The sequence below is a fragment of the Burkholderia pseudomultivorans genome (assembly GCF_902499075.1).
Classification (GTDB): Bacteria; Pseudomonadota; Gammaproteobacteria; order Burkholderiales; family Burkholderiaceae; genus Burkholderia; species Burkholderia pseudomultivorans.
In genome coordinates this window covers 1-13962 of the sequence record NZ_CABVPP010000051.1, presented here as the reverse complement: position 1 = coordinate 13962, position 13962 = coordinate 1, and the positions used below count along the sequence as shown (strand labels likewise).

Sequence of the window (13962 nt, the reverse complement as noted above, 5' to 3'; positions counted from 1 at the left end):
TTTCCTGCTTGATTCGTAAGGGGAGTCAGCGCTTGAACTGCTGCGTGAAGCGCACGAGTTCGTCGACTTTCGCGCGCGCCTTGCCGCTTGCGATTGCCTCGCGGGCCAGCTGGATGCCGTCCGCGATCGACGCGGCGACGTTCGCCGCGTACAGCGCGGTGCCCGCGTTCAGCGTGACGATCTCGCGTGCGACGCCCGGCTGGTTGTCGAGCGCGCCGAGCAGCATCGCGCGCGATTCCTCGGCATTTTCCACCTTCAGCGTGCGGTTTGACACCATCTGCAGCCCGAAGTCTTCCGGATGGATCTCGTATTCGTGCACCTGGCCGTCGCGCAGTTCGCCGACGAGCGTCGCGGCGCCGAGCGACACCTCGTCCATCCCGTCCTTGCCGTATACGACCAGCACGTGCTGCGCGCCGAGGCGCTGCATCACGCGCACCTGGATGCCGACGAGGTCCGGGTGGAACACGCCCATCAGCTGGTTCGGCGCGCCGGCCGGGTTGGTCAGCGGACCGAGGATGTTGAAGATCGTGCGCACGCCGAGTTCGCGGCGCACGGCCGCGATGTTCTTCATCGCCGGATGATGGTTCGGCGCGAACATGAAGCCCATGCCGGTTTCGGCGATCGACGCCGCGACCTGGTCGGGCTGCAGGTCGATATTCACGCCGAGCGCCTCGAGCACGTCGGCGCTGCCGGACTTGCTCGACACGCCGCGGTTGCCGTGCTTCGCGACCTTCGCGCCGGCCGCGGCCGTGATGAACATCGACGCGGTCGAGATGTTGAACGTATGCGAGCCGTCGCCGCCGGTGCCGACGATGTCGACGAAGTTCGAGTTGTCCTGCACCTCGACGTGGTTCGCGAATTCGCGCATCACGGTCGCGGCGGCGGCGATCTCGCCGATCGTCTCCTTCTTCACGCGCAGCCCGGTGATGATCGCGGCCGCCATTACCGGCGACATGTCGCCGCGCATGATGAGCCGCATCAGGTGCAGCATCTCGTCGTGGAAGATTTCGCGGTGCTCGATCGTGCGCTGCAATGCTTCCTGCGGGGTAATCGTCATCGTCGGGCTCCGTCAGGCGGCATGCGCGGCCGCGCGGGCCTGCTTGAGGAAATTCTCGAGCAGCGCATGGCCATGCTCGGACAGGATCGATTCCGGATGGAATTGCACGCCTTCGATCGGCAGCGTCTTGTGGCGCAGGCCCATGATCTCGCCGTCGTCGGTCCACGCGGACACCTCGAGGCAGTCGGGCAGCGATTCGCGCTCGACCGCGAGCGAGTGATAGCGCGTGACGTCGAAGTGCTTCGGCAGGTCGGCGAACACGCCGCGGCAGTCGGTTTCGATTCTGCTCACCTTGCCGTGCATGATGGTTTTCGCGCGCACGACGCGGCCGCCGAACGCCTCGCCGATCGCCTGGTGGCCGAGGCACACGCCCAGGATCGGCTTCTTGCCCGCGAATTCGCGCAGCACGTCGAGCGTGATGCCCGCGTGCTGCGGGTTGCTCGGACCCGGCGACAGGCAGATCGCGTCGGGATTCAGGCGTGCGATGTCGTCGAGCGTGATTTCGTCGTTGCGGTAGGTGTGCACGTCCTCGCCCAGTTCGCCGAAGTACTGGACCAGGTTGTAGGTGAACGAGTCGTAGTTGTCGATCATGAGCAGCATGGTCAGTCTCCGTCAGAAGTCGCTATCGAGGCCGTCCTGGACCTGTTCGGCCGCACGCAGCACCGCGCGCGCCTTGTTCTCGGTCTCTTGCCATTCGGATTCGGGCACCGAATCCGCGACGACGCCTGCCGCCGCTTGCACATACAGGTTGCCGTTGTGGATCAGGCCGGTGCGGATCGCGATCGCGAGATCCATCTCGCCGGAGAACGACAGGTAGCCGACCGCGCCGCCGTACAGCCCGCGCTTGACCGGCTCGAGCTCGTCGATCAGCTCCATCGCGCGCACCTTCGGCGCGCCGGACAGCGTGCCGGCCGGGAACGTCGCGCGCAGCACGTCGTAGTTCGTCATGCCGGGCTTCAGCTTGCCTTCGACCGAGCTGACGATGTGCTGCACGTGCGAGTACTTCTCGATCACCATCTGGTCGGTGACCTGCACCGAGCCGATTTCCGCGATGCGGCCGACGTCGTTGCGCGCGAGGTCGATCAGCATCACGTGCTCGGCGATTTCCTTCGGATCGTTCAGCAGCTCGGTCGCGAGTTCGGCGTCGCGCTCGGGCGTGTTGCCGCGCGGGCGCGTGCCGGCGAGCGGGCGGATCGTGACGATCTGGTCGTCGCCGCGCTTTTCCTGGCGCACGAGGATTTCCGGCGACGCGCCGACCACGTGGAAATCGCCGAAGTTGTAGTAGTACATGTACGGCGACGGATTCAGCGAGCGCAGCGCGCGGTATAGCGACAGCGGGTTGTCGCGGTACGGCTTCGTCAGGCGCTGGCCGACCTGGATCTGCATCAGCTCGCCGGCCGCGATGTATTCCTTCGCCTGGCGCACGGCAGCCAGATAATCTTCCTTCTTGAACTCGCGGAACGTCTCGGTGCGCACGCTCGCCGACGTGACGGGCGGCTGCACGGTCGTGCGCAACCGCTGCTTGAGTTCGCGCAGCCGCTGCTTGGCCTTCGTGTACGCCTCGGACTGGCTCGGGTCCGCGTAGATGATCAGGTACAGCTTGCCGGCGAGGTTGTCGATCACCGCGACTTCCTCGGTCAGCAGCAGCTGGATGTCGGGCAGGCCGAGATCGTCGCGCGGCGCGGTGTGCGCGAGCTTCTTCTCGATGTAGCGCACCGCGTCGTAGCCGAAGTATCCGGCGAGGCCGCCGCAGAAGCGCGGCAGGCCCGGGCGCTGCGCGACCTTGAAGCGGGCCTGGAACGACGCGATGAATTCGAACGGGTCGCCGTCGTGCGTCTCGACGACTTGGCCGTCCCGCACCACTTCGGAGACGCCGTTGCGGGTGCGCACGAGCGTGCGCGCCGGCAGGCCGATGAACGAGTAGCGGCCGAAGCGTTCGCCGCCGACCACCGATTCGAGCAGGAACGAGTTGGCGCCCGCGCGTTCGGGCTGGGCCAGCTTCAGGTAGAGGGACAGCGGCGTTTCGAGGTCGGCGAGGGCTTCGGCGATCAGCGGGATGCGGTTGTAGCCTTCGTTCGCAAGCGATTGGAATTCGAGTTCGGTCATGTTCCGGTCCTGTTCGGGACGAGCGGCGCGTGCGCCAGGGATCACTTGACGCTGCGCGGGTGGCCGTCGGCGAAGGGGCGGTCGATCGAGAAGTGCCTGTTGCCGGCCGGCGCTCCGGGCGTGAACGTCACAAGCCTGCGGCCGCCCCTGAACGCAGGCGTTCGGGCGCGGTGAAACTCAGGATGGTGCGACGATCGGCGCGCGGATGCGCAGCGAGATAAAAAACGGCGCTGAAGACGTGCTTCAGCGTACCTCATCGAAGAGGTTAGCGCGACCAGCGACGCCAGGGCCAGGCTCCCCGGTCGATGCTGCTCAGACTCCGTTTTTTATTCAGAAACATGCGGATGGAAGAAATAATCAGACGGTTGGCCGGCCGGCGTTGTGCGCGACGATCGCGCGAGCTGCGACCAGCAACGAATCGACTATACCATCCGAATTTATCGTTTGTATAGCTTTGCCGTGGTTGTAGCCGTACGGCACCGTCAGCGTCGCCATCCCGGCCGCGCGGCCCGCGAGCGCATCGTTTTCCGAGTCGCCGATCGCCACGGCCGCGTCCGGCGCGACGCCGAGCGCGTCGCAGGCCGTCAGCATCGGCAGCGGGTCGGGCTTCTTGCGCGCGACGCTGTCGCCGCCGAGCACGATGCCGAAGCGATCGATCAGCCCGTATTGCTCGAGCAACTCGACCGCGAAGCGGTGCGGCTTGTTGGTCACGCACGCGAGCCGGATGCCGGCCGCACGCAGCGCATCGAGACCGGCTGCGACGTCGGGGTAGAGGCGCGTGTGGCGGCCGTTGATCTTCGCGTATTCGGCCTGGTAGATCGCGAGCGCCTCGTCGAAGCGCGCGTGTGCGTCGTCGGCCGCGAAGCGCGGCTTCAGCACGCTGTGGATCAGGTGCTCGGAGCCCTTGCCGACATAGCCGATCACCTCGTCGCGCGAGGTGATCGGCGCGTCGAGCTGCGCGAGCATGCCGTTCAGGCCGGCCGTGAAATCGTCGGCCGTGTCGACCATCGTGCCGTCGAGATCGATCAGCGCCGCGTCGATGCGCGGCGCGGCGAAGCGGATCGGGCCTTCGGCCGCGGCGGCGGCCGGCGCCTGCGCGGCGAGCGGCGAGTCGGACATGGCGTCAGCTCCGCTCGACGGTGGCGAGCGCGGCACGCATGTCGTCGATCACCTTGCGGTAGTCGGGCTTGCCGAAGATCGCCGAGCCTGCGACGAAGGTGTCCGCGCCGGCTGCCGCGATTTCCGCGATGTTGTCGGTCTTCACGCCGCCGTCGACCTCGAGCAGGATCTCGCGGCCGGTGCGCTCGGCGTACGCGTCGAGGCGCGCGCGCGTTTCGCGCAGCTTGTTCAGCGTTTCCGGAATGAACGACTGGCCGCCGAAGCCCGGGTTCACCGACATCAGCAGCACGTAGTCGAGCCGGTCCATCACGTGGTCGAGGTAGTTCAGCGGCGTGGCCGGGTTGAACACGAGGCCGGCCTTGCAGCCGTGATCGCGGATCAGCGTCAGCGTGCGGTCGATGTGATCGGAGCCTTCCGGATGGAAGCTGATCAGGTTCGCGCCGGCTTTCGCGAAATCGGGGACGATCCGGTCGACCGGGCGTACCATCAGGTGCACGTCGATCGGCACCTGCACGTGCGGGCGGATCGCCTCGCACACGAGCGGGCCGATCGTCAGGTTCGGCACGTAATGGTTGTCCATCACGTCGAAGTGGATCCAGTCGGCGCCGGCGGCGACCACGTTGCGGACTTCTTCGCCGAGCCGCGCGAAGTCGGCCGACAGGATGCTGGGAGCGATGCGGAATTGAGTCATGACAGGGGAGCGGGGACGCTGCGGCGCAAAACCGCCATTCTACCGTCCGCCGGCCGGCGCGCGGCGGCGGCCCGCGCGGTTGCAGCCCGATTCCGCATCAAGCAGAATGCCGAACCAAAGCGGCGCGTCCGCGGCCCCGTCGTCCGCATTGCCGGCGCGGGCGATCACCCTCCAGCGGAAACACCATGAGTCAGTATCAGTTCACCGTTTCGGTGAAAACCGGTTACCTGCCGGAACAATCCGACCCCGAACGCCGTCAATACGCATTCGCGTACACGCTGACGATCCGCAACACCGGACAGGTCGCGGCGCAGCTGATCGCGCGTCACTGGATCATCACGGACAGCGAAAGCCACGTGCAGGAAGTGAAGGGGCTCGGCGTCGTCGGGCACCAGCCGCTGCTGCAGCCGGGCGAACAGTTCGAGTACACGAGCTGGGCGGTGATCGCGACGCCGGTCGGCACGATGCGCGGCGCGTATTTCTGCGTGGCGGAGGACGGCGAGCGTTTCGAGGCGCCGGTCGACGAGTTCGCGCTGCACATGCCGCGCACGCTGCATTGAGCGTGCGGGGCGGTCAGCGCGGCTGACGGTCGTTGTTGCGGGCGTGTTTCTTCCGGCCCGAGGCGGTCCACACGACGATGAAGATCAGCAGGGCGAGCGCGAGAAAGGCTTCCAGCGCGAAGATGAGCATCGGATATTGGTCGAGAAAATCTGACATGGCGGTTTCCATCAAGAACGGACATTGTATGTGGTTTGGGCCCCGGGTGGCCGGCTGGGCGGCGGCGGTCGCGACGGCCGCGCTGCTTGCCGCGTGCGGCGGCGCGCCGACGCGCACTTCGTCGCTGAAGCCGCCGACCGGCGCGGCGATCGTGCCGGGGCAGGTTGCCGCGAAGCGGCTCACGCCGGTTGCGTGGCAGCAGGTGCCGGGCTGGCAGGACGATTCGCTGATCGGCGCGACCGCCGCGCTGCGGCAGAACTGCGTGCGGCTCGCGCGTCAGCCGGCGTGGCAGCGCGCGTGCGCGGCCGCCGACCGGCTCGACGAACTCGACGCCAGCAGCGCGCGCGCGTTCTTCGAAACCTATTTCACGCCGTTCCAGCTCGCCAACACCGACGGCACGCTCGACGGGCTCGTGACCGGCTATTACGAGCCGCTGCTGCACGGCTCGCGCGTGCGGCGCGGCCCCTATCAATATGCGCTGTACCGCTGGCCGGCCGGCTATCGCGCCGGCGCCGCGCTGCCCGCGCGCGCGCAACTCGAGCGCAGCGGCGTGCTGAACGGCAACGAACTCGTGTGGGTCGACGATCCGATCGAAGCGTTCTTCCTGCAGGTGCAGGGCTCGGGGCGCGTGCTGCTCGACGACGGCTCGGTGATGCGGGTCGGCTTCGGCGGCACCAACAACCAGCCGTACCGATCGATCGGCAAGTGGCTGCTCGATCGCGGCGAGCTGACGCCGGCGCAGGCGACGATGCAGGGCATCAAGGCCTGGGCGAAGGCGAATCCGGGCCGCGTCGATGCGCTGCTCGACACGAATCCGCGCTTCGTGTTCTTCCGCGAGATGCCGTCGAAGGAAGAGGCGCCGCACGGCGGCGCGGACGGCCCGATCGGCGCGCTCGGCGTGCCACTGACGCCGGAGCGCTCGATCGCGGTCGATCCGTCGTCGATCCCGCTCGGCACGCCGGTGTTCCTGCAGACGACGCGCCCGCTGACGAACACGCCGATGAACCGGCTGGTGTTCGCGCAGGATACGGGCACCGCGATCAAGGGCGGCGTGCGGGCCGACTATTTCTGGGGGCTCGGCGACGACGCCGGCGATCAGGCCGGGCGCATGAAGCAGGTCGGCCGGATGTGGCTGCTGTTTCCGAACTCGTGAGGTGAGCCGGGGAGGCCGGTGCGGTTCGCTGCGCCGGATGACCGGACCGTTCGACCGACAGGAACACCTCGGCATCCCGAAAAGAAGACAGCTCGACAGGCGCAGGCCCGTCGAGCTGTTTTTCGTTGAGCGGCCGCGCGGTTTGGTGCGCCGCGCTGCCGGGCGCTGCGCGCGTCAGCCCTTGCGCTTGTCGATCACGCGCCGCGCCTTGCCGACCGAGCGCTCGATCCCGTTGACGGGCAGCACGTTGATGACGGCCGTCACGCCGATCAGCGACTTGATGTCGTGCGCGAGCGCCTGCCCGGCCGCCTGGATCGTCGCGGTGTCCGGCGCCGTCTCGGGGCACGGTTCGACGTTGAGCGTCAGCACGTCGAGCGGACCTTCCTTGGTCAGCACGATCTGGTAGTGCGGCGCGAGCGCGCGCTGCTTCAGCAGTTGTTCCTCGATCTGCGTCGGAAACACGTTGACGCCGCGCACGATCATCATGTCGTCCGAGCGGCCGGTGATCTTTTCCATCCGCCGCATCGTGCGCGCGGTGCCGGGCAGCAGGCGCGTCAGGTCGCGCGTCCGGTAGCGGATGATCGGCAGCGCTTCCTTCGTCAGCGACGTGAACACGAGTTCGCCGAACTCGCCGTCCGGGAGCACCTCGCCGGTTTCGGGATCGATGATCTCGGGATAGAAGTGATCCTCCCAGATCGTCGGGCCGTCCTTGGTCTCGACGCATTCGGACGCGACGCCCGGGCCCATCACCTCCGACAGCCCGTAGATGTCGACCGCGTCGATCCCGATCCGCTGCTCGATCGCCACGCGCATGTCGTTGGTCCACGGCTCGGCGCCGAAGATGCCGATGCGCAGCGAACTCTGCGCGGGATCGAGGCCCTGCCGCTCGAACTCGTCGGCGATCGACAGCATGTAGCTCGGCGTGACCATGATGATGTCGGGCCGGAAATCCTGGATCAGCTGCACCTGCTTCTCGGTCTGGCCGCCGCCGAACGGGATCACGGTCAGCCCCGCGCGCTCCGCGCCGTAGTGCGCGCCGAGGCCGCCCGTAAACAGCCCGTAGCCGTAGCTGACATGCACCTTGTCGCCCGGGCGCGCGCCGGCCGCGCGGATCGAGCGCGCGACGAGGTTGGCCCAGGTATCGATGTCGCTCGCCGTGTAGCCGACCACCGTCGGCTTGCCGGTCGTGCCGGACGACGCATGAATGCGCGAGACGCGCTCCTGCGGCACCGCGAACATCCCGAACGGATAGCTGTCGCGCAGGTCGCTCTTGGTCGTGAACGGGAAGCGCGACAGGTCGGCGAGCGTCGTCAGGTCGTCGGGATGCACACCCGCGTCGTCGAACTTGCGCCGGTAGACCGGGGAATTGTCATACGCATGCCGGAGCGACCACTTGAGGCGTTCGAGCTGCAGCGCGGTCAGCTCGTCGCGGGAGGCGGTCTCGATCGGCTCGAGCGGTAGCGGGGGTGTCATGCCTGTCTCCAGTGTTTGTTATGTGCGATGCGAGCCGTCGACGTCAGCGGTCTTCGGGAATGACCGTGCCCTTGATCTGGGCGGATTTGCCGCGGAACATCGCGACCGTTTCGCCGGCGCGGTTCGTGACTCGGATGTCGTAGATGCCCTGCCGGCCATGGCGCGTCTGTTCGGTCGCCTCGGCGGTCAGCACGTCGTCGCCGTGCACGGGGCGCAGGTACTCGATCGAGCAGCCGGCCGCGACCGTGTTGACGTTGTACGAGTTGCACGCGAACGCGAAGGTCGAATCGGCGAGCGTGAAGATCAGCCCGCCGTGGCAAATCTGGTGGCCGTTCAGGAAATCGGGGCGCACGGGCATGCGCAGGCGCGCATAGCCGGCGCGCACTTCGGCGATTTCGATGCCGAGCGCGCGGCTGCAGGCATCGGCGTCGTACATCGCCTGCGCGGTGGCGCGGGCGAGCGCATCGGGATCGAGCGTGTCGGTGGCGATCGTCATCTCAACGCCCCTCGAAGCGCGGCGCGCGCTTCTCGATGAAGGCCTTCACGCCTTCCGCATAGTCGTGCGACTGGCCGAGCTTGCGCTGCAGGTCGCGTTCCAGGTCGAGCTGCTGGTCGAGCGTGCGCGTGACGCTTTCGCGCATCGACTGCTTGATCGACGCGATCGCGAGCGTCGGCTGCTGCGCAAGTTGCGTAGCGAGTTGGCGGGCCGTCGCGGCGAGCGCGTCGTCGTCGATCGCGCGCCAGATCAGGCCCCACTGCTCGGCCTGTTCCGCGCCGAGCTTGTCGCCGGTCAGCGCGAGCCCCAGCGCGCGCGCCATGCCGACGCGCTGCGGCAGGAACCACGTGCCGCCCGAATCGGGCACGAGCCCGATCTTGACGAACGCCTGGATGAAACTGCTCGATCGCGCGGCGAGCACGAGATCGCAGGCGAGCGCGAGATTCGCGCCCGCGCCGGCTGCCGTGCCGTTGACGGCGGCGATCACCGGGAGCGGCAGGCGTTGCAGGCGGCGGATCAGCGGATTGAAATGCTCGTCGATCAGCGTGCCGAGGTCGGTGGCCGCGCCCGGCGTGAAGTCGAGGTCGGCGAGATCCTGCCCCGCGCAGAAGCCGCGTCCGGCGCCGGTCAGGATCAGCGCGCGCGCGCCGGCCGCTTCGACTTCATCGAGCGCGGACTGCAGCTCGCGATGCATCGCCCGCGTGAAGCTGTTCAGCTTGTCGGGACGGCTGAGGGTGATCGTCGCCACGCGGGCGTCCCGATCGATATCCAGCTGAATCGCCTGATAGGACATGCAGTGTCTCCTTGATGAATTCGTTATAGGCGGCGCGCGCGTCGATTGGCTATATGCGCTCGATGGCCAGCGCGATGCCCTGGCCGACGCCGATGCACATCGTGCAGAGCGCGAAGCGGCCGCCGGTGCGTTCGAGCTGGTGCAGGGCCGTGGTCACGAGCCGTGCGCCCGATGCGCCGAGCGGGTGGCCGAGCGCGATCGCACCGCCGTTCGGATTCACGCGCGGATCGTCGTCGGCGATGCCGAGCATGCGCAGCACCGCGAGGCCCTGCGATGCGAACGCCTCGTTCAGTTCGATCACGTCGAACTGGTCGATCGTCATGCCGAGCTGGCGCAGCAGCTTCTGCGTGGCCGGCGCAGGGCCGATGCCCATCACGCGCGGCTCGACGCCGGCGGTCGCCATGCCGACCACGCGCGCGCGGCGGCGCAGGCCGTACTGGTCGGCCGCTTCCGCATTGGCGAGCAGCAGCGCGCATGCGCCGTCGTTGACGCCCGACGCGTTGCCGGCTGTCACCGAGCCGTCCGCGCGCACGACGCCCTTCAGCTTCGCCAATGCCTCGAGCGACGTCTCGCGCGGATGCTCGTCGCGCGACACGACGACCGGGTCGCCTTTCTTCTGCGCAATCGTGACCGGGACGATTTCCGCGGCGAGCGTGCCGTCCTGCTGCGCGCGCGCCGCCTTCTGCTGGCTGCGCAGCGCGAACAGATCCTGGTCGGCGCGGCTGATGTCGTAGTCGACCGCGACGTTCTCGGCCGTCTCGGGCATCGAGTCGACGCCGTACTGCTGTTTCATCAGCGGATTGACGAAGCGCCAGCCGATCGTCGTGTCGAAGATGTCGGCCTGGCGTGCAAACGCGCTCGCGGCCTTGCCCATCACGAACGGCGCCCGCGTCATGCTCTCGACGCCGCCGGCGATCATCAGGCGCGCTTCGCCTGCCTTGATCGCACGCGCGGCGGTGCCGACCGCGTCCATGCCCGAGCCGCACAGCCGGTTCAGCGTCGTGCCCGGCACGGTGGTCGGCAGGCCGGCCAGCAGCGCGGACATGCGCGCGACGTTGCGGTTGTCTTCGCCGGCCTGGTTCGCGCAGCCGTAGATCACGTCGTCGACGGCCGTCCAGTCGACGTCGCGGTTGCGCTCGACGAGCGCCTTGAGCGGCACCGCGCCGAGGTCGTCGGCGCGAACGTCTTTCAGGGCGCCGCCGTAGCGGCCGATGGGGGTGCGAATGGCGTCGCAGATATAGGCGTCAGTCATGGGCGTATCGGTAGGCAGCGAACCCGCCGGGTGGCGGATTCGTTCATGGTAGAGAACCTGGCGGCGTTTGCACGTCGGCCGTTCGGGTTATGCCGCTTGGCCAGCTTCCGCCGGGACGGCCTTCGGCGCAACATGGACGCGGCTTTGCACCACGCGGAACCGGTTGGCGACGAAGGCGGCGTCGGCCAGCGCCGCATTGGCAGCCGGGTTGGCGCCGGTGCCGTGGAAGTCGGAGAACGCAGCCGACTGGTTGACGAACACGCCGCCCGTCAGGTTGATCGACAGCGCGACGCCGCCGCGCACCGCAGCTTCGTGTGCGGCGTCGATCACGGCATCGTCGGTGCTGTAGACGGAGAGCGTCAGCGCGCCGTGTTCCGCCGCGATTTCGCCGGCGAGATCGAGCGACTGGGCAGTCGAGTCGGTCGCGATCACGAACGAGATCGGGCCGAACCACTCCTGCGTGTATTTCTCGCGGTCGGCCACGTCGAGCTGCAGCACGAGCGGTGTGCGTACACGGGCATCGGGGAACGCGGGGTGCTGGAGCGTCGCGCTGTCGGCGAGCACGCGGCCGAGCTGGCGGGCGGCGTCGATGCGCGCGGTCACGCCGTCGTTCTGGATCGCGCCGATCAGTTCGACCGAGCGTGCGGGGTCGCCGGTGAGCTTCTGCACGGCGCTTGCGACTGCCTGGGCGACTTCGTCGAAGCTCGCATGGCCGTCCGCCGTGCGGATGCCGTCGCGCGGCACGTAGATGTTCTGCGGCGCCGTGCACATCTGGCCCGAGTACAGCGCCAGCGAGAACGCGATGTTCTTGGCCGCAGCCTTCAGGTCGTCGGTCGAGTCGATGACGATCTGGTTGACGCCGGCCTTTTCGGTATAGACCTGTGCCTGGTGCGCATGTCGTTCGAGCCACGTGCCGTTCTGCGTGCTGCCGGTGAAGTCGATCAGCTTGATCTCGGGGCGCAGTGCGAGGTCCTGCACAAGTGCGCCGTCGTTCGGCTCGGTCGCGAGCAGCGTGACGACGTTCGGGTCGAAGCCGGCTTCGCGCAGCACGTCGCGGGCAATCCGGACGGTGATCGCGAGCGGCAGAATCGCGCCCGGATGGGGTTTGACGATGACCGTATTGCCGGTCGCCAGGTCCGCGAACAGGCCCGGGTAGCCGTTCCAGGTCGGGAACGTGCAGCAGCCGAGCACGAGCCCGGTGCCGCGCGGGGCGATTGTGTAGCGCTTGTGCATCGCGAGCGGCGGGTTCTTGCCCTGCGGCTTTTCCCAGTGCGCATCGGCCGGGATGCGGCGCAGTTCGTCCCAGGCATAGGCGACCGCTTCGAGCGCGCGGTCCTGCGCGTGCGGGCCGCCGGCCTGGAACGCCATCATGAAGGCCTGGCCCGTGGTGTGCATCACGCTGTACGCGATCTCGAAGCTCGCGCGATTCAGGCGCGCGAGGATTTCGAGGCTGACGCCGATCCATGCGCTCGGGCCGGCTTCGCGCCACGACCGCTGCGCGGCGGCGGCCGCCGCGATCAACGCGTCGGGCGTCGATTTCGGGTAGCGGATGCCCAGTGCGATGCCATACGGTGACTGCTCCGCGCCGACCGTCTCGCCGGTCGCAGGCTGATCGAGCGCGAAAGTCTGCCCGAGGTGCGATTTGAACGCGGCTTCGCCGTCTGCACTGGCGCTTTCCCCGTACACTTTGGGGCTCGGCATTTCCGCGAACGGGCTCCAGTACCCGCGGCTCTCGATGGCGGCGAGTGCGTGTTTCAGCGTGTCTTCGTGCTTCGTGAACAGTGCATGGGTCATGACGGCGGCCTGATGGGAGAGGGGTTGGATCGATTAATTAACCGACCGGTTGGTCGGAGAATGGTAGCATCAAACTATTCGCATGTGCGAGGCGTTTCTCAATTCATTGATCGAGGAGAAATAGATGGCTTACGAGAACATCCTGGTGGAGACCCGGGGGCGTGTCGGGCTGGTGACGCTGAACCGTCCGAAGGCGCTGAATGCGTTGAACGACGCGCTGATGGATGAACTGGGCGCCGCGCTGAAGGCATTCGACGCGGACGACGCGATCGGGGCGATCGTCGTGACGGGCAGCGAGAAGGCGTTCGCGGCGGGCGCCGACATCGGCATGATGGCGACCTATTCCTATATGGATGTCTACCGTGGCGACTACATCACGCGCAACTGGGAGACGGTTCGCCAGATCCGAAAGCCGATCATTGCCGCGGTGTCGGGCTTTGCGTTGGGCGGCGGCTGCGAGCTCGCAATGATGTGCGACATCGTCTTCGCGGCGGATACTGCCAAGTTCGGTCAGCCCGAGATCAAGCTGGGCATCATGCCGGGCGCGGGGGGCACGCAGCGTTTGCCGCGTGCGGTGTCGAAGGCGAAGGCGATGGACATGTGCCTGACTGCGCGCTTCATGGATGCGGACGAGGCGGAGCGTGCGGGGCTCGTCTCGCGCGTGCTGCCGGCGGACAAGCTGCTCGACGAGGCGCTGGCGGCTGCGGCGACGATCGCCGAGTTTTCGCTGCCGGCGGTCATGATGGTCAAGGAGTCGGTGAATCGCGCGTACGAGACGACGCTGGCCGAGGGTATTCACTTCGAGCGCCGGTTGTTCCATTCGCTGTTCGCGACCGAGGATCAGAAGGAAGGGATGGCGGCGTTCGTCGAAAAGCGGAAGCCTGAGTTCAAGAACCGTTGAGGTTGCGGGAGCAGGGCGGCCACCTGTCGACGATCTGTCGGTACAGCGCGTTGACGCGGCCGTCCGAGCCGCCTGCCCGGGCAAGAGCCGCCGTGCGCGACAGCGCACGGCGGCTTTTTCAAAATATTTTCACAAAGCGCTTGCGTGTTGGGCGGCGGGTGCCTAGAATCACGCCTCTTTCGCGCTAACGGCAACGCGGCGCGGAAGGGGGGAGCGGAGTCGGTGGTGTGCTGCAGGTTGAGCACGCGGCCGGCGAAGGAAGAAGAACCCCGCAGTCGCAACGATGTAGCAAAAAATTGTTGACGACTTGCGAAACACGGTTCATAATCTCGTTTCTCTGCTGCTGAAAACGCAGCGCTGCTACGAAGCCAAGTGCTTGGTGCAGAATGCTCTTTAAAAACTAACAGCCG

General features: G+C 67.3%; 14 protein-coding genes. 3 read left to right on the top strand and 11 right to left on the bottom strand.

Annotated features, from left to right (window positions below):
- Window positions 1-25 precede the first annotated feature (25 nt).
- From trpD to rpe, 5 genes are all read right to left on the bottom strand, one after another.
- On the bottom strand, window positions 26-1057 hold the full coding sequence (trpD, locus tag BST28156_RS26245; RefSeq protein ID WP_060239892.1) for an anthranilate phosphoribosyltransferase: 1032 nt from the start codon (window positions 1055-1057) through the stop codon (window positions 26-28).
- A gap of 12 nt (window positions 1058-1069) precedes the next feature.
- A complete protein-coding gene (locus tag BST28156_RS26240) occupies window positions 1070-1657 on the bottom strand; it encodes an aminodeoxychorismate/anthranilate synthase component II (protein ID WP_059603898.1) in 588 nt (195 codons plus the stop codon).
- A gap of 12 nt (window positions 1658-1669) precedes the next feature.
- Window positions 1670-3163 (bottom strand): anthranilate synthase component I, encoded by a 1494-nt coding sequence (gene trpE, locus BST28156_RS26235; RefSeq protein ID WP_174903725.1) that lies wholly within the window; start codon window positions 3161-3163, stop codon window positions 1670-1672.
- A gap of 357 nt (window positions 3164-3520) precedes the next feature.
- Window positions 3521-4282 carry a phosphoglycolate phosphatase gene (locus BST28156_RS26230; RefSeq protein WP_060239896.1) on the bottom strand — a complete coding sequence of 254 codons (762 nt, stop codon included), beginning with the start codon at window positions 4280-4282 and terminating at the stop codon, window positions 3521-3523.
- A gap of 4 nt (window positions 4283-4286) precedes the next feature.
- Complete coding sequence (gene rpe / locus BST28156_RS26225; protein ID WP_059514680.1) at window positions 4287-4973, bottom strand: ribulose-phosphate 3-epimerase; 687 nt, start codon at window positions 4971-4973, stop codon at window positions 4287-4289.
- 185 nt (window positions 4974-5158) lie between these two features.
- Here rpe and apaG point away from each other — a divergent pair, with 185 nt between their 5' ends.
- Window positions 5159-5533: a Co2+/Mg2+ efflux facilitator ApaG/CorD gene (gene apaG / locus BST28156_RS26220; protein ID WP_059514683.1), complete on the top strand. Its 375-nt coding sequence runs from the start codon at window positions 5159-5161 to the stop codon at window positions 5531-5533.
- A gap of 13 nt (window positions 5534-5546) precedes the next feature.
- On the opposite strand, the gene BST28156_RS34865 is transcribed toward apaG, so the two are convergent.
- Window positions 5547-5690, bottom strand: coding sequence for a hypothetical protein (locus tag BST28156_RS34865; protein ID WP_230945549.1), 144 nt, complete (start codon window positions 5688-5690; stop codon window positions 5547-5549).
- A gap of 28 nt (window positions 5691-5718) precedes the next feature.
- On the opposite strand from BST28156_RS34865, the gene mltA reads away from it, so the two are divergent.
- Window positions 5719-6843 (top strand): murein transglycosylase A, encoded by a 1125-nt coding sequence (mltA, locus tag BST28156_RS26215; protein WP_040126571.1) that lies wholly within the window; start codon window positions 5719-5721, stop codon window positions 6841-6843.
- 174 nt (window positions 6844-7017) lie between these two features.
- On the opposite strand, the gene paaK is transcribed toward mltA, so the two are convergent.
- From paaK to paaN, 5 genes are all read right to left on the bottom strand, one after another.
- Window positions 7018-8316, bottom strand: coding sequence for a phenylacetate--CoA ligase PaaK (gene paaK / locus BST28156_RS26210; protein WP_174903724.1), 1299 nt, complete (start codon window positions 8314-8316; stop codon window positions 7018-7020).
- 43 nt (window positions 8317-8359) lie between these two features.
- Window positions 8360-8812: a hydroxyphenylacetyl-CoA thioesterase PaaI gene (gene paaI / locus BST28156_RS26205; protein WP_060239901.1), complete on the bottom strand. Its 453-nt coding sequence runs from the start codon at window positions 8810-8812 to the stop codon at window positions 8360-8362.
- A gap of 1 nt (window position 8813) precedes the next feature.
- A complete protein-coding gene (gene paaG / locus BST28156_RS26200; protein ID WP_174903723.1) occupies window positions 8814-9605 on the bottom strand; it encodes a 2-(1,2-epoxy-1,2-dihydrophenyl)acetyl-CoA isomerase PaaG in 792 nt (263 codons plus the stop codon).
- Between the two features lie 49 nt (window positions 9606-9654).
- Entirely contained in the window at window positions 9655-10857 is a 1203-nt protein-coding gene (pcaF, locus tag BST28156_RS26195) for a 3-oxoadipyl-CoA thiolase (protein WP_174903722.1), read from the bottom strand.
- A gap of 87 nt (window positions 10858-10944) precedes the next feature.
- Entirely contained in the window at window positions 10945-12651 is a 1707-nt protein-coding gene (paaN, locus tag BST28156_RS26190; protein ID WP_174903721.1) for a phenylacetic acid degradation protein PaaN, read from the bottom strand.
- A 124-nt stretch (window positions 12652-12775) separates the two neighbouring features.
- Between paaN and BST28156_RS26185 the strand changes: the two genes are divergently transcribed.
- On the top strand, window positions 12776-13552 hold the full coding sequence (locus BST28156_RS26185; protein ID WP_174903720.1) for an enoyl-CoA hydratase: 777 nt from the start codon (window positions 12776-12778) through the stop codon (window positions 13550-13552).
- Window positions 13553-13962 lie beyond the last annotated feature (410 nt).